This is a genomic window from Microbacterium sp. BWR-S6Y, assembly GCF_041379845.1.
Classification (GTDB): Bacteria; Actinomycetota; Actinomycetes; order Actinomycetales; family Microbacteriaceae; genus Microbacterium; species Microbacterium hydrothermale.
Map to the genome: position 1 here is coordinate 146,660 of NZ_JBFECV010000004.1, position 20,726 is coordinate 167,385.

Annotated in this window: 16 protein-coding genes; 9 read left to right on the top strand and 7 right to left on the bottom strand. The window is 71.0% G+C overall.

Annotation, left to right across the window (positions count from 1 at the left end; translation table 11 throughout):
* The first annotated feature begins 141 nt into the window (after positions 1 to 141).
* The gene (locus AB1K56_RS10120; RefSeq protein WP_371205543.1) at positions 142 to 1,599 is read left to right on the top strand and encodes an MFS transporter; all 1,458 of its coding nucleotides are present in this window, start codon (positions 142 to 144) and stop codon (positions 1,597 to 1,599) included.
* On the opposite strand, the gene AB1K56_RS10125 is transcribed toward AB1K56_RS10120, so the two are convergent.
* A complete protein-coding gene (locus tag AB1K56_RS10125) occupies positions 1,596 to 2,300 on the bottom strand; it encodes an SDR family NAD(P)-dependent oxidoreductase (RefSeq protein ID WP_371205544.1) in 705 nt (234 codons plus the stop codon). The genes AB1K56_RS10120 and AB1K56_RS10125 overlap by 4 nt on opposite strands.
* A gap of 188 nt (positions 2,301 to 2,488) precedes the next feature.
* The gene (locus AB1K56_RS10130) at positions 2,489 to 3,886 is read right to left on the bottom strand and encodes a DUF6421 family protein (RefSeq protein WP_371205545.1); all 1,398 of its coding nucleotides are present in this window, start codon (positions 3,884 to 3,886) and stop codon (positions 2,489 to 2,491) included.
* Positions 3,887 to 3,995: 109 nt separating this feature from the next.
* Here AB1K56_RS10130 and AB1K56_RS10135 point away from each other — a divergent pair, with 109 nt between their 5' ends.
* From AB1K56_RS10135 to AB1K56_RS10145, 3 genes are all read left to right on the top strand, one after another.
* Entirely contained in the window at positions 3,996 to 4,484 is a 489-nt protein-coding gene (locus AB1K56_RS10135; protein ID WP_136585993.1) for an Lrp/AsnC family transcriptional regulator, read from the top strand.
* Between the two features lie 141 nt (positions 4,485 to 4,625).
* Positions 4,626 to 5,795 carry a sensor histidine kinase gene (locus AB1K56_RS10140; RefSeq protein WP_371205546.1) on the top strand — a complete coding sequence of 390 codons (1,170 nt, stop codon included), beginning with the start codon at positions 4,626 to 4,628 and terminating at the stop codon, positions 5,793 to 5,795.
* A gap of 49 nt (positions 5,796 to 5,844) precedes the next feature.
* Positions 5,845 to 6,495, top strand: coding sequence for a response regulator transcription factor (locus AB1K56_RS10145; protein WP_136585991.1), 651 nt, complete (start codon positions 5,845 to 5,847; stop codon positions 6,493 to 6,495).
* 26 nt (positions 6,496 to 6,521) lie between these two features.
* Here AB1K56_RS10145 and AB1K56_RS10150 read toward each other — a convergent pair whose 3' ends face one another.
* Together AB1K56_RS10150 and AB1K56_RS10155 are read right to left on the bottom strand one after the other, a co-directional pair.
* Positions 6,522 to 7,031 carry an N-acetyltransferase family protein gene (locus AB1K56_RS10150; protein ID WP_371205547.1) on the bottom strand — a complete coding sequence of 170 codons (510 nt, stop codon included), beginning with the start codon at positions 7,029 to 7,031 and terminating at the stop codon, positions 6,522 to 6,524.
* Positions 7,024 to 7,539: a hypothetical protein gene (locus AB1K56_RS10155; protein ID WP_371205548.1), complete on the bottom strand. Its 516-nt coding sequence runs from the start codon at positions 7,537 to 7,539 to the stop codon at positions 7,024 to 7,026. Before AB1K56_RS10155 ends, AB1K56_RS10150 begins: the two co-directional genes overlap by 8 nt.
* Before the next feature lie 105 nt (positions 7,540 to 7,644).
* Here AB1K56_RS10155 and AB1K56_RS10160 point away from each other — a divergent pair, with 105 nt between their 5' ends.
* Positions 7,645 to 8,265, top strand: coding sequence for a 2-phosphosulfolactate phosphatase (locus AB1K56_RS10160; protein WP_371205549.1), 621 nt, complete (start codon positions 7,645 to 7,647; stop codon positions 8,263 to 8,265).
* 27 nt (positions 8,266 to 8,292) lie between these two features.
* Here the strand turns inward: AB1K56_RS10160 and AB1K56_RS10165 are convergent, their stop codons facing one another.
* The 3 genes from AB1K56_RS10165 to AB1K56_RS10175 all read right to left on the bottom strand — a co-directional run bounded on the left by AB1K56_RS10165 (position 8,293) and on the right by AB1K56_RS10175 (position 10,300).
* Positions 8,293 to 8,781 (bottom strand): SprT-like domain-containing protein, encoded by a 489-nt coding sequence (locus AB1K56_RS10165; RefSeq protein ID WP_136585987.1) that lies wholly within the window; start codon positions 8,779 to 8,781, stop codon positions 8,293 to 8,295.
* A gap of 30 nt (positions 8,782 to 8,811) precedes the next feature.
* Positions 8,812 to 9,339 (bottom strand): hypothetical protein, encoded by a 528-nt coding sequence (locus AB1K56_RS10170; RefSeq protein WP_136585986.1) that lies wholly within the window; start codon positions 9,337 to 9,339, stop codon positions 8,812 to 8,814.
* A 94-nt stretch (positions 9,340 to 9,433) separates the two neighbouring features.
* The gene (locus AB1K56_RS10175) at positions 9,434 to 10,300 is read right to left on the bottom strand and encodes a spermidine synthase (protein ID WP_371205550.1); all 867 of its coding nucleotides are present in this window, start codon (positions 10,298 to 10,300) and stop codon (positions 9,434 to 9,436) included.
* 171 nt (positions 10,301 to 10,471) lie between these two features.
* On the opposite strand from AB1K56_RS10175, the gene AB1K56_RS10180 reads away from it, so the two are divergent.
* From AB1K56_RS10180 to rpoC, 4 genes are all read left to right on the top strand, one after another.
* The gene (locus tag AB1K56_RS10180; protein WP_371205551.1) at positions 10,472 to 11,224 is read left to right on the top strand and encodes a LamB/YcsF family protein; all 753 of its coding nucleotides are present in this window, start codon (positions 10,472 to 10,474) and stop codon (positions 11,222 to 11,224) included.
* Positions 11,218 to 12,960, top strand: coding sequence for a 5-oxoprolinase/urea amidolyase family protein (locus AB1K56_RS10185; protein ID WP_371205552.1), 1,743 nt, complete (start codon positions 11,218 to 11,220; stop codon positions 12,958 to 12,960). The genes AB1K56_RS10180 and AB1K56_RS10185 overlap by 7 nt, the downstream gene beginning before the upstream one ends.
* 273 nt (positions 12,961 to 13,233) lie before the next feature.
* On the top strand, positions 13,234 to 16,731 hold the full coding sequence (locus AB1K56_RS10190) for a DNA-directed RNA polymerase subunit beta (RefSeq protein WP_136585983.1): 3,498 nt from the start codon (positions 13,234 to 13,236) through the stop codon (positions 16,729 to 16,731).
* A 56-nt stretch (positions 16,732 to 16,787) separates the two neighbouring features.
* On the top strand, positions 16,788 to 20,663 hold the full coding sequence (rpoC, locus tag AB1K56_RS10195) for a DNA-directed RNA polymerase subunit beta' (protein ID WP_136585982.1): 3,876 nt from the start codon (positions 16,788 to 16,790) through the stop codon (positions 20,661 to 20,663).
* The last annotated feature ends 63 nt before the right edge of the window (positions 20,664 to 20,726 follow it).

Sequence of the window (20,726 nt, forward strand, 5' to 3'; positions counted from 1 at the left end):
CGTCGGCCGTCCACGCACGACGGCCCCGAGCCGGCGTCCCGCGCGCGACGGCCCCGGTCCGGCGTCCGACGGAATCCCCCCGCCGCGGACCGCCCGAGCCCGACCCTGGCCGATGTCGGAGGTCGGGTCTACCGTGTGTCCATGTCCGCCTCGCCGTCCGCCGCAGCCGCCGCGGTCACGCCCGCGCGGGGGCGGCGCACGTTCCTCGCTGTCGTGATCAACACGGCCGCGGCAAACGTCACGACCAGCTTCCTCTGGTTCGCGCTCACCTTCTGGGTCTATCTCGAGACGCGGTCGGTTCTCGCTACGGGAATCGTCGGCGGTGCATACATGCTGCTGCTGGCGGTCTTCGCCATGGTGTTCGGAACGCTGGTCGATCGCCATCGCAAGCACCGGGTCATGGTCGTCTCCGGCGTGGTGACCCTCGCGGCTTTCCTCCTCGCGGGGGCCCTGTGGCTGAGCTTCCCCGAGTCGGTGCTCCTCGACCTCGGCGGCCCGTGGTTCTGGCTGTTCTCGGGAATCATCCTCGGCGGCGCCGTCATCGAGAATCTCCGCAACATCGCCCTGTCGACGACGGTCACCCTCCTGGTTCCCGTGGAACGGCACGCGAACGCCAACGGGCTCGTCGGCACCGTGCAGGGCCTCGCGTTCGTCGTGACGAGCGTGTTCAGCGGGCTGTCGGTCGGGTTCCTGGGCATGGGGTGGACGCTCGCGATCGCGGTGGTGCTCACCGTCGTGGCCCTCCTCCACCTCCTGACCATCCGCATCCCCGAGCCCCCTCCTGTCGCGGGCGCGCAGCGCGGTCCGGTGGTCGACGTCGCCGGCGCCATCCGTGCGGTGCGCGCGGCGCACGGGCTGTTCGCCCTGCTGCTGTTCTCCACGTTCAACAACCTGATCGGCGGCGTCTACATGGCGCTCATGGATCCCTATGGTCTCGAGCTCTACCGTCTCGAGATCGACGGTCGGGTCTACGAGGCGGAGGTGTGGGGCGTCGTCCTGGCGGTCACGGCGACGGGCTTCATCGTCGGCGGCGGTCTCGTGGCGAAGTTCGGGCTCGGACGCAACCCGATCCGCACGATGCTGTGGATCGTCATCGCGATGGGGGCGCTGGGCGCGGTCTTCACCCTGCGCGAGTGGTGGTGGCTCTACGGGATCGGCATCTGGGTCTACATGGCCCTCATCCCGCCCGTCGAAGCGGCCGAGCAGACCGTCATCCAACGGGTCGTGCCCTTCGACACGCAGGGGCGTGTCTTCGGCTTCGCGGCTGCCTTCGAATCGGCGGCGGCGCCCGTGACCTCGTTCCTGATCGCCCCGATCGCCCAGTTCCTCGTGATCCCCTACATGAACGGCGACAGCGGGCGAGCCGCCTGGGGGTGGCTCCTCGGAGAGGGCCAGTCGCGGGGTATCGCGCTCGTGTTCGTCTTCGCGGGCCTCGTCATGGTCGCCGTCGGCGTGCTCGCGTTCTTCTCGCGGTCGTACCGCACCCTGTCGCAGCTCTACCGGTCGGCTCCGGAGCCCGCCGCGCACGCCGACCCGCGCGCCGACGCCGGAACGGCGCCCGCCCCCGGTCACGACCCCCGTCGCCCCACCGAGGTCTAGGCGCCCGCGCCCACCTCGATCACGACGTCGTTGAACGCGTCGGCGGTGTCGTCCCACAGCGCCACGAAGGCAGCGGCCAGGGCGTCCTCGAGCCCTTCGAGGCTCTTGACGCGAAAGATGACCGCCGCCGCGGAGATCGCCCGGTCCGCGTCGCGGGCGCTCTTGGCGAAGCCCTGGGCGACGGCGCGCGTCCACGCCTCGCTCGCGGCCTTGACCGCCGCGTAGTTCGCCCCGCCCGCGAGGGGGCGTGTCACCGACGTCGACGAGACGATGGCGAGTCGGCCCGCGGGCGAGGCGCGCAGGTCGTCGTCGAAGGCGCGACTGACGAGCCGCAGCGCCTCGAACGAGCGCAGCAGGAACGCGAAGTCGTCGTCGCTCTGCCCGGCCAGCCCGCCGCCGCCGCGCCACCCGCCGACCAGATGCAGCACCCCGTCCACGCGCCCGTGCACCGCGTGGACGCGCTCGCGCAGGGCGGCCACGGCGTCCGCGTCGGTGAGGTCGCACTGTTCCGTCGCGGCGCCCGGTGCCGCGAGCGCCGCGTCGGCGAGTCGCGCGGCATCCGACCCCACGATCACGACCCGGGCGCCCGCCTCCCGGAGGGTCCGCGCGGCGGAGCGTCCCGCCGCGCTCGTGCCCCCCGCGAGCAGGACCAGTCGTCCCTCGACGAGTTCGAGTTCCCGCGCCTGCACCGTGTCGCTCATCGTCGTCTCCGTCGTCGTTTCGCTCATCGTCATCCGCTTCGCTTCCCCCGAGTGTGCTCCCCGGGGGCTCCGGGCGCGACCGGTTCCGCGTGCGGCGGGCGTCCCCCTGCGTCGAGCGTCCAGAACACGTCGGTCCGGCGTCGGCCTGCTCGACGTATCCTGGCCTCTCGACGGACGCGGGATGCCGCTCAGTCGGTGCCGCGGATCCCCTCGGTCGAGGCGATCACCGGGCGCATCTTCTTCTCGAGCGCTTCGAAGAACATCGACAGCGGGAACTCGTCGTTCAAGACGGCATCCGTGTAGCCCTTGGGGAGGCCGGCGAGCACCTCGTCGGACAGGCCGCGGGCCCACACCGACGCGGGGTGCGGCGTCACGACGCTGCGCACGAGGTCGTAGGCGGCGAGCCAGTGCGCCGTCTTGGGGCGGTCGATCGAGCGCCAGTACAGCTCGTCGATGGCGTCGGCGAGGGCGACCACGGCGGCGGGGACCTCGTCCCAGTCGAAGGCCAGCGAGGTGTCGGTCCAGTGCAGCACCCGGCGCTGGTGCAGCCACGCGAACAGCAGCTGACCGCCGAGTCCGTCGTAGTTGCGCACGCGCGAGCCGGTGATGGCGAAGCGGAAGATGCGGTCGAAGATGACGGCGTACTGCACGAGCTCGGCGTGCTCGAGCATCGTGCGCTCGGCGTCGTCGAGGTCGTCGCGGGCCGAGAGGCGCTTCTGCAGCGAGACGCACTCGCGGAACGCGGTGAGATCGCACCGCAGCTCCTCGAGGGAGTACAGGAAGAACGGCATCCGCTGCTTGATCATGAACGGGTCGAACGGGAGGTCGCCGCGCATGTGAGTGCGGTCGTGGATGAGGTCCCACATCACGAAAGTCCGCTCGGTGAGCGCCTGGTCGTCGAGCATGCGGGCGGCGGCCGCGGGCAGCTCGAGCTTCGTGATCTCCGCGGCGGCGCGCGTGACGCGGCGGTAGCGGGCGGCCTCGCGGTCCTGGAAGATCGCGCCCCACGTGAAGGTCGGGATCTCGCGCATCGCGACGGTCTCGGGGAACAGCACGGCGGAGTTGGTGTCGTATCCCGAGGTGAAGTCGATCAGCCGCAGCGAGACGAACAGCCGGTTGGTGTACTCGGTCTCGAGCCGCGCGATGAACTCGGGCCAGATGGCCTCGACGAGCACCGCCTCGACGTGCCGGTCGCTCGAGCCGTTCTGCGTGTACATCGGGAAGACGACGAGGTGACGGATGCCGTCGACCCTGTGCTCCTGGGGCTGAAAGGCCACGAGCGAGTCGAGGAAGTCCGGCGTCCCCAGGCCCTCCGCCTCCCACCGCCGGAAGTCGGCGACGGATGCCGCGAGGTAGTCGGCGTCGTGGGGGAAGAGGGGTGCGAGCGCGGCGATGGCCTCGACGACATCGTCGATGAGCGGCGCGGCGGCGGCGGTGTCCTCGATGGAGCCGTCGGTGGACTGCAGGTCCTGCAGGGCGGTGGCCGCGCTCTTCAGCTGGGCCCAGGCGGGGGTGTTCTCGACCTCGTCGACCGTGCGACCGTCGAGCAGATCCCGGTCGGTGCGGGTGGGCGTCGCGATGGTCATGGCATCCTCCGATCAGGGGGTGTAAATATTCCTGTTAAAACGTCATGCTAACGGAAAACTTACGGACCCCGCCAGGGCCGTCCTCGCGCCCACTGCTACTGTCGAGCGCATGACCGAGGCCCCCGCTCGCGCCCCCCGCCTCGACGACGCCGTCGACGCCGCGATCGTCCGCGAGATCTCGATCGACGCGCGCGCGACGCTGTCGCACCTGTCGGAGCGCGTCGGCCTCTCGGTCTCGGCCGTCCAGTCGCGACTGCGCCGCCTCGAGGCGCGCGGCATCGTGCAGGGCTACCGGCCCATCCTCGACGCCGAGGCCCTCGGGCGACCGCTCGCGGCGTTCGTCGAGATCACCCCGCTCGACCCCGCGCAGCCCGACAACGCGCCCGAACTCCTCGCGCACCTCAGCGCGATCGAGGCCTGCCACTCCATCGCGGGCGAGGCGGCCTACATGCTGTTCGTGCGCGTGCCCACCCCGCGCGATCTGGAGGCGCTCATCCGCGACATCCGGGCCGCGGCGCAGGTCAACACCCGCACGACCGTGGTGCTCCAGACGTTCTTCGAAGCGCGCCCGATCGAGCCCGCCGACTTCCCCGGCTGACCCGCGCCGAGATCACACGCTCTCGCCGTCCGCACCGCGCTCCGGCGTGTGATCTCGGGCCGATCGGGTGATCTCGACACGGCCCGGGATACATCCACAGACGGATGCCGCGGCCCCGCGGTCCCGCGTAGCGTGAGGACGATGCTCTCCCTCCGCCCGCTCCAGCGCTATCAGCTGGTCACCGACCTCGGCGTCGCCGCGCTGTTCGGTCTGCTGGCCCTGCTGGTCGAGGTCGTCGGCGACGCCACCCAGAGCTTCGCCGGACCCCTCGGCGCGATCCTCGTCGCCCTCGCGCTGACCGCCGCCCTCGCGATGCGGCGCTTGCAGCCCGGTCTCGCGCTCATCCTGGCCTGGGTCGGCGCGTTCCTGCAGATGGGTTTCGGCAGGCAGCCGTCCCCGACCGACCTCGCCATCTTCGCCGTCCTCTACACGACGGCCGCCTACGGCAGCCGGCGCGTGTTCTGGTGGGGCTTCGCCTCGGGCATCGCGGGTGCCGCGATCATCCCGCTCTACCTCGTCGGCCGGGGGCTGTCGGAGCCCCCCTCCGTCAACGACTGGTTCGCCGTGGGCGCCCTGCTGCTGGCATCCGGATTCGCCCTCATGCTCGCGTGGGTGTCGGGGGCCCTCGTGCGCACGGCCCTGCGCGCCGCGGAGAACAGCCGTGCCCAGCGCGCCGCCGAGGCCGAGACGATCGCCGAGCAGCAGCGGGTGCGCATCGCGCGCGACATGCACGACGTGGTCGCCCACTCGCTCGCGGTGGTCATCGCCCAGGCCGACGGCGCCCGTTACGCCGCCGCAGGCGACCCCGCGGCGGCGTCCGACGCGCTCGCGACGATCTCGACGACCGCGCGGGCGGCGCTGACCGATGTGCGTCTTCTCCTCACACAGCTGCGTCACAGCCAGGGAGAGGGCCCGCAGCCGACCCTCGCCGACCTGGCGCAGCTGTTCGACCGCGTGCGGGCGGCCGGGGTGCACCTCGACGTGAGCGTCGACCCGCCTCCGCCGGGAGAGCCGCCCGCGGCGATCCAGCTCGCGGTGTACCGGATCATGCAGGAGGCGCTGACCAACGCCCTCCGCCACGGCGTCGACCCGCGCGTGCGCGTGCACCTGGGCTGGTTCACCGACCGCGTCGAGCTGTCGGTGCGCAACGCCCGATCGACGGCCGTCGCGGGTGCAGCCGTCGGCACCGGCGGACACGGGCTCATCGGCATGCGCGAACGCGCGCAGCTCGTCGGCGGCCGGTTGACGGCCGAGCCCGAGTACGGCGAATTCGTCGTGCGCGCGACCCTTCCGATCGGGGGCTCGCGGTGACGAGTCCGGATGCCGCACCCCCGTCCGCTCTCGAGAGAGGCCACTCCGCATGACCGCCCCCGTCCGCATCGTCCTCGTCGACGATCAGGCCCTGTTCCGCGCCGGCATCCGGATGGTGATCGACTCGCAACCCGACCTCGAGGTCGTCGGCGAGGCCTCCGACGGCCGCGAGGGCATCGAGGTGGTGCGCTCGACGCGCCCCGACCTCGTGCTGATGGACGTGCGCATGCCGGTGATGGACGGGCTGACGGCGACCGCCGAGATCCTCCGCGAGCCCGATGCGCCCCGCGTGGTGGTGCTCACGACCTTCGACCTCGACGAGGCCGCCGCGCGGGCGATCCAGGGCGGGGCGAGCGGATTCCTGCTCAAAGACGCCGAGCCGGAGTTCCTGCTCTCGGCCGTGCGCACGGTGCACGCGGGTTCGGCCGTCATCGCGGCCGAGGCCACCCGCGAGCTGTTCGCCCACATCGCCGACGGCGCGGGCGCCGAGCCCGTCCCCGCGGCCTACGGTGCGCTCACCGACCGTGAGAGGGAGATCTTCGCGCTCGCGGCGACGGGCCTCAGCAACGCCGAGATCGCCGAGAGCGAGTTCTTGTCGGAGGCGACGGTGAAGACGCACATCAGCCGCATCCTCACCAAGCTGGCCCTGCGCGATCGCGTGCAGCTCGTCGTGTTCGCGTATCGTCACGGGCTGGTCTGAGGCGCGGTCGGGCGTCGCGCCTCCCGTCATCGGGTCAGCCGCAGCTCCCGCAGGGGGCCGCCCCAGCGGTCGTCCTCCCGTGACGCGCCGTCGGGGGCGAAGCCGTGCTTCGCGTAGAAGGCGAGGGCCCGGTCGTTCCCAGAGAGCACCCAGAGGCTCGCGGGCCGGTCGCCCACCGCGGCCTCCAGCAGCGCCCGGCCGGCACCGGTGCCGTAGTGCGCCGCGAGGACGTAGAGCGCGTAGAGCTCGGCATCCGTCTCCGGTCGATCCGCGTCGCGGCTCGGGCCCGCCGACGAGAAGCCGACGACCCGCCCGTCGACGATCGCCACCCACGCGTCGCCGAGGCGCTCGGCGCCAGGCGGGGTCTCTCCGCGCAGGCGCGCCGCCCAGCGCCAGGCCGAGAGCTCGACGTCGAGTTGCTCCGACAGCGCCTCGGGGACCTGATCGGTGTGGGCCTCGCGCCAGCTCTGCACGTGCACGTGGGCGATGCACCGACTGTCGTCGGGCGTCGCCGCGCGCACGAGGAGCTCACTCATGGCGGCGTGGAGCGTCGTTGTCCTCGGGGTCGTGCGCCCACGTCGGTGCGAGGGCGCGGATGCGCGCGGCCCGCCACTGCCAGGTCGCCCACAGGCCCGGCCACAGCGCGGGGGCCGCGGCGCCGCCGATGGTGAGCCGCTCGCGCCAGAGCGTCTTTCCGGGCTCGCCGGGGGCGGCCGACACCGCCATCTGGTGATCCCACACGTCGAGCACCGCGAGCGGACCGGTCAGGGGGAGGCCCCAGTCGCGGAATACGCGGACGCGCCCGTGCGCGTCGTGCGTCTCGCGGTCGGCGACGGAGATGAGCTGGCGTCCCACCGGCATCACCCCGGCGACGCTCATCTGCACGGGCACGTCGTCGCCCGACTCGAACGTGGTGGGCATCTCGCCCAGGCCGTCCACGGCGAGCAGGGGGCCGTACAGCTCCGCGACGGCGCGCGGGGAGTGCAGGGCGCGCCAGGCGGCGTCGGGGTCGCAGTCGATCACGAACTTCAGCAGGATCCGCATGATCAGATCGTGCCCGATCCGCCGCGGGGTGTGGGGCGGGTTGACGATCGGGCTCGCGGGATCCGGGCGGCGGGGGCGACCTCCGGGTCGTTCTAGCATCGAAGGATGCCGATCGACCCCGCCCTCTCGCAGTCCGACTACCAGGTGCGCCTGGAGTGGGGCGCGGGTGGGCTGCGTCGCCTCGCTCCCGCGCACGTCGTGGTGATCGTGCAGACGCTGGGGCTGACCGCCCACGCGCTGAGCGCCATCGAGAACGCGGCCGGTCTCGACCTCGCCGAGGACGACGACGCGGCGGCCGCCCTGGCCCGTGCGGCGGCGGAGACGGGCGCGCACGTCGTGGCGGGAGGCCTGCGCAACGCCGCGGCGGTCGCCGCGCACGTGCTCGAGGTGCAGCGCTCCCGCGCCGAGCGCACGAGCATCTCCGTGCTCGCGGCGGGCGAGATCGATGACGCGGGAACGCGATTCGCCGTGGAAGACCTGCTCGGGGCCGGCGCGGTCGTCGCCGCGCTCGGCGACCTCGGGATCGATCACGCCTCGCCCGACGCCGCGGTCGCGGGAGAGGGCTTCCGCGCCCTGGGCGGAGCGGTGCGCCACCTCCTCACCGCGAGCGGAGGCGGGCGCGCGCTCGCCGCGGACGGCGGGCGCGAGGCGGTTCTCGCCGCGGCGGCGCGCGATGCGGCATCCGTCGTCCCGGTGCTGCGCGACGGGGTCTTCGTCTCCGCCTGATCGCCGGGGGCGGGCGCCGTTCGCGCCTCAGCGCGGGGTGGCGGCGGCGACGCGTTCGGCGCGGGTGATGTCGCGCCGCACCCACGACAGCGCGAAGCGCGGGTCGAAGGTCGGAGCGCACCGCGCGCACGACGTCGGCCGCGTCGCGCGCCGATGCCGATAGGCCACGTGTCCGGCGGGGCAGGTGCCCACCCAGGGCGCCAGCTCGGTCGCCGTCTCTCCGGCGTGGGTCGTGCCGCCCACGTAGCCGAGCTCGGAGGCCGTGCGCTTCCACGCGGGGCCGTGGCCGGCGGTGGCGCCCGCGAGCGCGTGCGCCACCTCGTGCAGCAGCGTCTGGTGGTTGGTGTCGTCGTCGTATCGCGCCGCGAGGTAGCGCGAGACGCTGATGCGGCGGCGGCCGTAGTCGCACAGCCCCGCGCGTCGCTTGGCGTTGTCGAACGCGAACGTCCACGACGCGTCGAGGTGCAGGGCGATCAACGCCTCGGCCCACGTGCGGACGCGCTGCAGATCGGACATGACCGGAAGGCTAGGCGGGGCCTACGACATTCAACTCGCGACGACCTCGCGCGTGCGTCGACGGTCGGCCGCGTCGATCGCCAGCAGCGTGGACTCGAGTTGAGCATCGGTGGCTCCGGCGTTCTGCCGCAGGAACAGGGCCTGCTTGAAATCGCGGCGGGCGCTGTCGAAGTCGCCCTCGTCGTAGTGCACCTTGCCGCGGTGCTGCAGGGCGAAGGCCGCGATGCTCGCCCAGCCCTGACCCTCGGCCTCTTCGGCGCACATCGTCAGCTCCTGCTCGGCGGCGGCGTACGCGCCCCGGCACTGCATGATCGTCGCGTGCAGGATGCGCGCGCGCAGGAGGTCGCGGCGCGTCCCGGCCATGCGGGCCACGCGCACCGACTGCTCCGAGATCGCGAGCGCCTCGTCGAAGCGGTCGAGCACCTTCAGCAGCCACACCCGCTCGAGAAGGGCGTGCAGGCTGCGCTGCGACCCGATCTCGTCGAGACGCTCCTGGCACTCGCGGGAGTCGGTGATCTCGCGCAGCGTGTCGGGGTCGTACCCGTGGATGTAGCTCACCGTCGCTCCTCTCGGTCGGGCAGGAGTTCCAGTCTGCGCCGACCTCGCGTCGACACCGCACGCGCCACGCGGTCGAGGAGAGAAAGCGCTGCCGTCAGCGTTCGAAGAGGGATGCCGAGGGCTTGGGCGACGGCGTCGCATCGGCATCCGTCGCAGGACGCGACCCGCGCATGAACTCGACGATCTCGGCGCCCTGGGCGACCTTCGCGGGGTGGGGCCCCGCCGCCATCAGGCGCGGCAGCCACTCGACGGGAAGCGGTGCCGCCGACGCCGCGACGACGAGGTTGCCGAACCGGCGTCCTTTGAGCACCTGCACCTCGGCGAGCACGATGACCTCGGGCAGAACCTCGCGGACGGTGGCGACCTGCCGGCGCGCGAACGCGAGCCCCGGTCCGTCGGAGACGTTGACCAGCAGCACGCCGTCGGGGGCGAGCAGGCGGGATGCCGCGCGGTAGAACTCCACGGTCGTCAGGTGCGCGGGGGTCTGCGCGCCGGAGTAGACGTCGCTGACGAGCAGGTCGACCGCACCGTCGAGGCCCGCGGGCAGCCGCCCGAGGCCCTCGCGCGCATCGCCGATGCGCACGCGCACCGAGGCGCCGCGGGGGAGGGGGAGGTTCTCGCGCACCAGGTCCCACAGCGCGGGCTCGAGTTCGATCACCTGCTGGCGGGATCCCGGCCGGGTCGCCTCGACGTAGCGGGGGAGGGTGAGGGCCCCCGCGCCCAGGTGCACGGCGGTCAGCGGCTGTCCCGGCATCCGCAGGCGGTCGATCACGGCGCCCATGCGCGCGACGTACTCGAAGTGCAGGTGCGTCGGATCGTCGAGGTCGACGTGCGACTGCGGCGTGCCGTCGACGACGAGCTCCCACCCCGACACGAATCCCGAGGGCGACACGCGCGCGACGGACCCGTCCGACAGGCGGGCCGTCGGGGCGTCGTCGGGTTCGATGCGCATGCGGGCCATGCGTTCACGCTACCGGCCCGCCCTCGTGGGCGGTTCGGGGCGCGAGGGGCATCGACGACGGGAGGTCCGCCGGGGGCCGGATGCCGCTCCGCTCGTCCGTCCCGTCCCGCGGCATCCCGTGCCGTGGTGACACCCCGCCGCTCTGTCGGGCCCCGCCGCTACCGTGGCTCCATGCACGTTGACCTCAACGCCGACCTCGGCGAGACGGTGGACGGGATGCCGACCGCCGACGACGAGGCCCTCTTCGCGGTCGTGTCGAGTGCCAACGTCGCCTGCGGCGCGCACGCGGGCGACGACGCGTCGATGCGCGCCTCGGTCGAGCGCGCGCGCCGGTTCGGAGTCGCGGTCGGCGCGCACCCCTCGTACGACGATCGCGAGAACTTCGGCCGCGTGCGCCGCGATCCCGCCCCCGCGGACCTGCGCCGGAGTATCGCGGTGCAGCTCGACGCGCTCACCGCCGCCGGTGCCGAGCTGCGCTACGTCAAACCCCACGGCGCGCTATACCACGCCGTCATCGACGACGCGGGGCAGGCCGCCGCGGTCGTCGCGGCCGTCGCCGACCACTCCGCCCGCCTCGGTCGCCCCCTGCCCGTGCTCGGCCTGCGGGGCGAGATCGCCGAGGCCGCGGCATCCGCGGGACTGCCGTTCGTGCGCGAGGCGTTCCTCGACCGCGGCTACACCCGCGACGGCGCCCTCGTCCCGCGCGGAGCCCCCGGAGCGCTGCTCGACGACGCCACCCGGGTGGCGGAGCGGGCGGTCCGGCTCGTGCGCGACGGGGTGGTCGACGCGGTCGACGGCACGACGATCCCGGTGGAGGCGGCCTCGCTCTGCCTGCACGGCGACAGCCCCGCCGCCGTCGAGACGGCCCGCGCGGTGCGCGCCGCGCTCGACGACGCCGGCATCGCGGTCCGCGCCCCGTGGTGACCTCTCCGCAGGACGACGAGCCGGCGGATGCCGTCGTCCTCAGACCCCTGGGGGATCGGGCCGTGCTGGCAGAGGTCGCCGATCTCGCCGGCGTCCTGGCGCTGCACGCGGCGCTCGCCGCCGCGCCGCCCGCGGGCGTGGACGAGCTGGTCCCGGCCGCCCGCACCGTGCTCGTCGCCTTCGACCCCGCCCGCATCGGACGTGCGGCCGTCGAGCAATGGATCCGCCGCGCGACCGGCTCGCGGACAGCGACGGCGCGACCCGGCCCCCTCGTCGAGGTGCCCGTGCGCTACGACGGCACCGATCTCGGCGAGACGGCCGCGCTGCTCGGCATCCCGGCGGTCGATCTCGTGGCCCGGCACGCGGGGGCGCACTGGACGGTCGCCTTCACCGGCTTCGCCCCGGGCTTCGCCTACCTCGTCAGCGCGGACTGGCCCTTCGACGTGCCGCGCCTCGCCCGGCCGCGCACCCGTGTGCCCGCCGGAGCCGTCGGCCTCGCGAGCGGCTTCAGCGGCGCCTATCCGCGCGAGACCCCGGGCGGCTGGCGACTGATCGGCGCGACCGACGCGGTGCTCTTCGATCCGGATGCCGCCACCCCGGTGCTGCTGCCCCCGGGAGCGCGCGTGCGCTTCGTGCCGGAGCGCGAGCGCGTCACCTCCGCGGCGCCGCTCGCGCCCGCCGAGGTCCCTGCGCCCGCTGCGGCCCCTGGGCCCGTCGAGGTCGCTGGCCCCGCCGAGGTCCCTGCGCCCGCCGAGGCCCCTGAGCCCGTCGAGGTCCCTGCGCGCTCAGAGGTCCCTGAGCCTGTCGAAGGGACCGGGACCCTCTCCCCACCGCGGCGTCCGCAGGCTCCGACGGGCTCAGCCCCCTCCCCTCTCCCGCCCCGACCCGCCCTCCGCGTGCTCGACCCGGGTGCGTTCGCCACCGTGCAAGACCTCGGCCGCCCCGGTCGCGCCGCCCTGGGCGTCGCCCGCTCGGGAGCTCTCGACCGGCGCGCCCTGCGCATCGCCAATCGCCTCGTGGGCAACGACGAGGGCGCCGCCGGCCTCGAGATCGCCGTCGGCGGCTTCGTCGCCCGAGCCGAGAGCGACACGTGGGTGTGCGTGACCGGTGCCCTCGTCGACGTCGTCGTCGCCGCTCGCGCGGTCGACATGTACGCGCCCCAGCTGGTCCCCGCCGGGAGCGAGATCCGCCTCGGTCCCGCGCGCGCGGGACTGCGCGCTCATCTCTCCGTCCGCGGCGGGATCGTCGCCACGGCCGCCCTGGGCTCGCGCTCGCGCGACGTGCTGGCCGGCCTCGGCCCCGCTCCCGTGCGCGCGGGCGACGTGCTGCACGCGGGGCGGGCGGCATCCGCTGTTCCGGCGATCGACGTCTTCCCGTGGACCGTCCCGCCCGCGCTGCACGACGTGCGGATCGCCGAGGGACCCCGCGCCGACTGGTTCACCGCCGCCGCGCGGGCGACCCTTCTCGAGGCGCGTTGGACGGTCTCGAGCGACGTCGACCGCGTGGGGATCCGCCTCGACGGCCCCGGCCTCGAGCGCGTGCGTCACGACGAACTCCCCAGCGAGGGCATGCGGCCGGGGGCGATCCAGGTGCCTCCGCACGGGCGGCCCGTCATCCTGCTGGCCGACGGTCCCGTCACGGGCGGGTATCCCGTGATCGCCGTGGTGACGGATGCCGCCCTCGACGCCCTTGCGCAGGTGCGACCGGGCGATCGGCTCCGATTCCGGCGTGCCTGACGCCCGGCGCCGCGGGGAATGACGAACGGGCGCACGCGGTTATACCGCAGGTCCGCAAACGCGTCAAGAATTGGACTGGACACGGCGAGTCCTCCCGCGTATGCTTGGACTTTGCGCTCCTCGATTCCCCCTGCCCTCATATGGTGGTCGGCTGAGCCTGCCCGTCCCCGCTTCACCGCGGCGTGCGACGTGCAGGTTTTCGGGGCAGGAACGCACTCCACCTGACGACAAGGAATCACGAGCCCCTCGCCCGGGCTTCTGGAGGTTATTCCCTTGGCTGCTGCGAGCAACGCATCCACCACCACCACCCCCAAGAGCGGACGCGGAGCATCCCGCCTCTCGTTCGCGAAGATCTCCGACAAGCTGACCGTTCCCGATCTGCTCGCGCTGCAGACCGAGTCGTTCGACTGGCTCGTCGGCAACGAGGCCTGGAAGGCGCGCGTCGCCGAGGCCCAGGCCGCCGGTCGCACCGACGTGCCCGAGATCAGCGGTCTGGAAGAGATCTTCGAGGAGATCTCCCCGATCGAAGACCTGAGCGAGACCATGCAGCTCTCGTTCACGAACCCCTACCTCGAGCCCGAGAAGTACTCGATCGAAGAGTGCAAGGAGCGCGGCAAGACCTACGCCGCCCCGCTGTACGTCGAGGCCGAGTTCATGAACCACCAGACCGGTGAGATCAAGACCCAGACGGTCTTCATGGGCGACTTCCCGCTCCAGACCGACAAGGGCACGTTCATCATCAACGGCACCGAGCGTGTCGTCGTGTCGCAGCTCGTGCGTTCGCCCGGTGTCTACTTCGACAAGACACCCGACAAGACCTCCGACAAGGACATCGTGTCGGCGCGCGTCATCCCCTCGCGCGGTGCGTGGCTCGAGTTCGAGATCGACAAGCGCGACCAGGTCGGCGTGCGCATCGACCGCAAGCGCAAGCAGTCGGTCACCGTCTTCCTCAAGGCCCTCGGTCTGACCAGCGAAGACATCCTCGCCGAGTTCAGCGGCTTCGACTCGATCGAAGAGACGCTGTCGAAGGACACGATCCTCACCAAGGAAGACGCGCTCCGCGACATCTACCGCAAGCTCCGTCCGGGCGAGCAGGTCGCCGCCGAGGCCGCCCGCGCGCTGCTCGACAACTTCTACTTCAACGCCAAGCGCTACGACCTGGCCAAGGTGGGTCGCTACAAGATCAACCAGAAGCTCGGCCTCGACAAGCCGCTCAGCGACTCGGTGCTGACCGTCGACGACATCGTCGCGACCATCAAGTACCTCGTCCGTCTGCACCGCGGCGACGCGACCTTCGACGGCACGCGCAACGGCCAGGCCGCCGAGATCCGTCTCGACACCGACGACATCGACAACTTCGGCAACCGTCGCATCCGCGCGGTCGGCGAGCTGATCCAGAACCAGGTCCGCACCGGTCTGTCGCGCATGGAGCGCGTCGTCCGCGAGCGCATGACCACGCAGGACATCGAGGCGATCACGCCGCAGACCCTGATCAACGTGCGCCCCGTCGTCGCCGCGATCAAGGAGTTCTTCGGAACCTCGCAGCTGTCGCAGTTCATGGACCAGAACAACCCGCTCGCGGGTCTGACCCACAAGCGCCGCCTCTCGGCTCTGGGCCCCGGTGGTCTGTCGCGCGAGCGTGCCGGCGTCGAGGTCCGTGACGTCCACCCCTCGCACTACGGCCGCATGTGCCCCATCGAGACGCCCGAAGGCCCGAACATCGGTCTGATCGGCTCGCTCGCCTCGTTCGCGCGCATCAACGCGTTCGGCTTCATCGAGACGCCGTACCGTCGCGTCGTCGACGGTCGCGTGACCGACACGATCGACTACCTCACCGCCAGCGAAGAGAGCGACCACATCGTCGCCCAGGCCGGTGTCGCCCTCCAGGCCGACGGCCACTTCGTGGAGGACCGCATCCTGGCCCGCCGCGGTCAGGGTGGCGAGGTCGACCTGTTCCCCGTCGACGAGATCGGCTACATGGACGTCTCGCCGCGCCAGATGGTGTCGGTGGCGACCTCGCTCATCCCGTTCCTCGAGCACGACGACGCCAACCGCGCCCTCATGGGTGCGAACATGCAGCGCCAGGCCGTGCCGCTCGTGCGCAGCGAGTCGCCCGTCGTCGGCACCGGTATGGAGGGCTTCGCCGCGATCGACGCCGGTGACGTCGTCACCGCCGACAAGTCGGGTGTCGTCCTGGAGGTCTCGGCCGACGTCGTGACCATCCAGCTCGACGAGGGCGGCACGCAGGACTACTTCCTGCGCAAGTTCGACCGCTCCAACCAGGGCACGTCCTACAACCAGCGTGTGGTCGTCTCCGCCGGTGAGCGCATCGAGGCCGGCGAGGTCATCGCCGACGGTCCCGCGACCGAGAACGGCGAGCTCGCCCTCGGCAAGAACCTCCTCGTGGCGTTCATGACGTGGGAGGGTCACAACTTCGAGGACGCGATCATCCTCAGCCAGGACCTCGTGAAGGACGACACGCTGTCGTCGATCCACATCGAGGAGTACGAGGTCGACGCGCGCGACACCAAGCTCGGCAAGGAGGAGATCACCCGTGACCTCCCCAACGTCAGCCCCGACCTGCTGAAGGACCTCGACGACCGCGGCATCATCCGCATCGGAGCCGAGGTGCGTCCCGGTGACATCCTCGTCGGCAAGGTCACGCCCAAGGGCGAGACCGAGCTCAGCGCCGAGGAGCGCCTGCTGCGCGCGATCTTCAACGAGAAGAGCCGCGAAGTCCGTGACACCTCGCTGAAGGTGCCCCACGGCGAGCAGGGCACGATCATCGCCGTCAAGGAGTTCAACGCCGAGGACGGCGACGACGAGCTCGGCTCGGGCGTCAACCGCCGCGTCGTGGTCTACATCGCCCAGAAGCGCAAGATCACCGAGGGCGACAAGCTCGCCGGCCGCCACGGCAACAAGGGCGTCATCGCCAAGATCCTCCCGATCGAGGACATGCCCTTCCTGCCCGACGGCACGCCGGTCGACATCATCCTCAACCCGCTCGGCATCCCCGGTCGAATGAACTTCGGTCAGGTCCTCGAGCTCCACCTCGGCTGGATCGCACAGCAGGGCTGGAAGGTCGAGGGCAACCCGGAGTGGGCTGCTCAGCTGCCCGAGTCGGCTCGCGAGGCCGCCCCCGGCACGAAGGTCGCGACCCCGGTGTTCGACGGCGCGTTCGAGGCCGAGATCGCGGGTCTGCTCGACTCGACGATCCCGAACCGCGACGGCGACCGCATGGTCGACTCCTCGGGTAAGACGCTGCTGTTCGACGGTCGCTCCGGCGAGCCGTTCCCGGCGCCCATCTCGGTCGGCTACATGTACATCCTGAAGCTGCACCACCTGGTCGACGACAAGATCCACGCGCGTTCGACGGGCCCCTACTCGATGATCACCCAGCAGCCGCTCGGCGGTAAGGCCCAGTTCGGTGGCCAGCGCTTCGGTGAGATGGAGGTGTGGGCGCTCGAGGCCTACGGTGCCGCGTACGCGCTGCAGGAGCTCCTCACGATCAAGTCCGACGACATCCTCGGCCGCGTCAAGGTGTACGAGGCCATCGTCAAGGGCGAGAACATCCAGGAGCCCGGCATCCCCGAGTCCTTCAAGGTGCTCATGAAGGAGATGCAGTCGCTGTGCCTGAACGTCGAGGTCCTCTCGGCCGACGGCACGGCGGTCAACCTGCGCGACACGGATGACGACGCCTTCCGCGCCGCGGAAGAGCTCGGCATCAACATCTCCAGCCGCTTCGAGTCCTCGTCGATCGACGAGATCTGAGCTTCCAGCTCAGCGACCCAGCTCAGATTTCAGAGAATTCCGACACAGGAGAACCAGTGCTCGAATCAACCACTTTCGATCAGATCCGTATCGGTCTGGCCACCGCCGACGACATCCGTCGTTGGTCCTTCGGTGAGGTCAAGAAGCCCGAGACGATCAACTACCGCACGCTGAAGCCCGAGAAGGACGGCCTCTTCGGCGAGCAGATCTTCGGACCCTCCCGCGACTGGGAGTGCGCCTGCGGCAAGTACAAGCGCGTGCGCTTCAAGGGCATCGTCTGCGAGCGCTGCGGCGTCGAGGTCACCAAGTCCTCGGTCCGCCGCGAGCGCATGGGCCACATCGAGCTCGCCGCGCCCGTCACGCACATCTGGTACTTCAAGGGCGTGCCCTCGCGCCTCGGCTACCTGCTCGACATGGCGCCGAAGGACCTCGAGAAGGTCATCTACTTCGCCGCCTACATGGTCATCTCGGTCGACGAGGACGCCCGTCACCGTGACCTGGCCACGCAGGAGAACAACATCCGCCTCGAGCTGAAGACGCTCGGCGACCGCCGCGACGCCCGCGTCGCCGCTCGCCTCGCCAAGCTCGAGGAGGAGCTCGCCGCCCTCGAGGCGGAGGGCGCCAAGGCCGACCAGAAGAAGAAGGTCAAGGACGCCGCCGAGAAGGACATGACGGCGGCCCGCAAGAACGCCGACGAGCAGATCGCCAAGCTCGAGCGCGTGTGGGAGGACTTCCGCACGCTCGAGGTCGGCGCCCTGAAGCCCGAGGACGACGTGTTCCACGAGCTCCAGGACCGCTTCGGTCAGTACTTCGAGGCCCACATGGGTGCGGAGTCGATCAAGCGTCGCCTCGAGACCTTCGACCTGCAGGCCGAGGCCGACAGCCTCCACCTGCAGATCTCGGAGGGCAAGGGCCAGCGCAAGATCCGCGCGATCAAGCGTCTGAAGGTCGTCAACTCGTTCCTGCAGACCGGCATGTCGCCGGCCTCGATGGTGCTCGACGTCGTCCCGGTGATCCCGCCGGAGCTGCGTCCGATGGTCCAGCTCGACGGTGGCCGTTTCGCCACCAGTGACCTGAACGACCTCTACCGTCGCGTGATCAACCGCAACAACCGCCTCCGTCGCCTGATCGACCTCGGTGCCCCCGAGATCATCGTCAACAACGAGAAGCGCATGCTGCAGGAGGCCGTCGACGCGCTGTTCGACAACGGTCGCCGTGGTCGCCCCGTCACCGGTACCGGCAACCGCGCCCTGAAGTCCCTGAGCGACATGCTCAAGGGAAAGCAGGGTCGCTTCCGCCAGAACCTGCTCGGAAAGCGCGTGGACTACTCGGGCCGTTCCGTCATCATCGTCGGACCCCAGCTCAAGCTCCACCAGTGCGGTCTGCCCAAGCAGATGGCTCTCGAGCTGTTCAAGCCGTTCGTGATCAAGCGCCTGATCGACCTCGGTCACTCGCAGAACATCAAGGCCGCCAAGCGCGCCGTCGAGCGCTACCGTCCCGAGGTCTGGGACGTGCTCGAGGAGATCATCCGCGAGCGTCCCGTGCTGCTGAACCGTGCACCCACCCTGCACCGTCTCGGCATCCAGGCGTTCGAGCCCCAGCTCGTCGAGGGCAAGGCGATCCAGCTGCACCCGCTCGTCTGCGCGGCGTTCAACGCCGACTTCGACGGTGACCAGATGGCCGTCCACCTGCCCCTGTCGGTCGAGGCTCAGGCCGAGGCCCGCGTGCTGATGCTCGCGTCGAACAACATCCTCAAGCCCTCGGACGGCCGCCCGGTCACCCTGCCCTCGCAGGACATGATCATCGGTCTGCACCACCTCACCACCCTCAAGGAGGGTGCCGTGGGCGAGGGCCGTGCGTTCGGTTCGGTGGGCGAGGCGATCCTGGCCAAGGACGAGGGCACCCTCGACCTGCAGGCCAAGGCGCGCATCCGCATCCCCGGCCTGACCTTCCTCGAGGGCCAGGCGCCCGAGGGCTACGAGGTCCACGGCCTCGTCGACGCCTCGCTCGGTCAGGCGATCTTCAACGACACGCTCCCCAAGGGCTACCCGTTCGTGCGCGAGCAGGCCGACAAGGGCAAGCTGTCGCAGATCGTCAACAAGCTCGCCGAGGAGTACCCGAAGGTGGAGGTCGCGGCATCGCTCGACCGCATCAAGGACGCCGGCTTCTACTGGGCCACCCGTTCGGGTGTCACCGTGGCGCTGAGCGACATCCTCACCCCGCCGAACAAGGCGGAGATCGTCGCGGGCTACGAGAAGCAGGCCGCGAAGGTCCAGGGCCAGTACGAGAAGGGTCTCACCACCGACGCCGAGCGTCGCCAGGAGCTCATCAAGATCTGGACCGAGGCCACCGACGAGGTCCAGAAGGCGATGCGGGACAACTTCCCCGCCGACAACACCATCAACCGCATGGTCTCGTCGGGCGCCCGTGGTAACTGGCTGCAGATCCGCAACATCGCGGGTATGCGAGGCCTGGTGAACAACCCCAAGGGTGAGATCATCCCGCGTCCGATCATCTCCTCGTACCGCGAGGGTCTGTCGGTCGCCGAGTACTTCATCGCGACGCACGGTGCCCGTAAGGGTCTGGCCGACACGGCCCTCCGTACAGCCGACTCGGGGTACCTGACGCGTCGTCTCGTCGACGTCTCGCAGGACGTCATCATCCGCGAAGAGGACTGCGGCACGTCGAAGGGCCTCGAGCTCCCGATCGCCGCGGCCGACTCCACCGGTTCGCTGGTGAAGGATGCCAACGTCGAGAACTCGGTGTTCGCGCGTACGCTCGCCACGGCGGTCGTCGACGCGCAGGGCACCGTGCTGGCCGAGGCCGGCGACGACGTGGGCGACGTGCTCATCGACAAGCTGGTCGCCGGTGGCGTCGAGACGATCAAGGTCCGCTCCGTGCTGACCTGCGACTCGGCCGTCGGTGTCTGCGCGAAGTGCTACGGCCGTTCGCTCGCGACCGGCAAGATCGTCGACATCGGCGAGGCCGTCGGCATCATCGCGGCCCAGTCGATCGGTGAGCCCGGTACCCAGCTGACGATGCGTACCTTCCACACCGGTGGTTCCGCGTCGGCCGACGACATCACGCAGGGTCTTCCCCGCGTGCAGGAGCTGTTCGAGGCGCGTACCCCCAAGGGTGCGTCCCCGATCGCCGAGGCCGACGGTCGCATCACGATCGACGAGACCGACAAGGCCAAGAAGGTCATCCTCACGCCCGACAACGGCGACGAGCCGGTGGTCTACCCCGTCCTGAAGCGCGCGACGCTCCTGGTCGAGGACGGCCAGCACGTCTCGGTGGGTGAGCCCCTCCAGGTCGGAACGCTCGACCCCAAGGAGGTCATGCGCGTGCAGGGTGCCCGCGAGGTGCAGAAGTACCTCGTCAACGGCGTCCAGGGCGTGTACCGCTCGCAGGGTGTGCCGATCCACGACAAGCACATCGAGGTCATCGTCCGACAGATGCTCCGCAAGGTCACCGTCGTCGACCACGGCGACACCGATCTGCTGCCCGGTGAGATGGTGGACTTCAAGCGCTACCAGACCATCAACCGCGAGACGGTCGGCGAGGGCAAGCGCCCCGCGTCGGGTCGTCCCGAGCTGATGGGTATCACCAAGGCGTCGCTCGCGACCGAGTCGTGGCTGTCGGCCGCGTCGTTCCAGGAGACCACCCGCGTCCTGACGCAGGCGGCCATGGAGGGCAAGAGCGACCCGCTGGTCGGCCTCAAGGAGAACGTCATCATCGGAAAGCTCATCCCCGCCGGAACCGGTCTTGCGAAGTACCGCAACGTCACGGTCGAGGCGACGGAAGAGGCCAAGAGCGAGCGGTACCCCAACCGCATCTTCGCCTCGGACGGCGCGTACAGCGACGCCGACCTGAGCTACGTCGACTTCGACAGCTTCTCGACGGACGACTTCACGCCCGGTACCTATAACTGATTGAGGGTGGAGCCGCTGAGCCGGCTCCGCCCTGGTCGACGGATGCCGCGCCCCGGCGCGGCA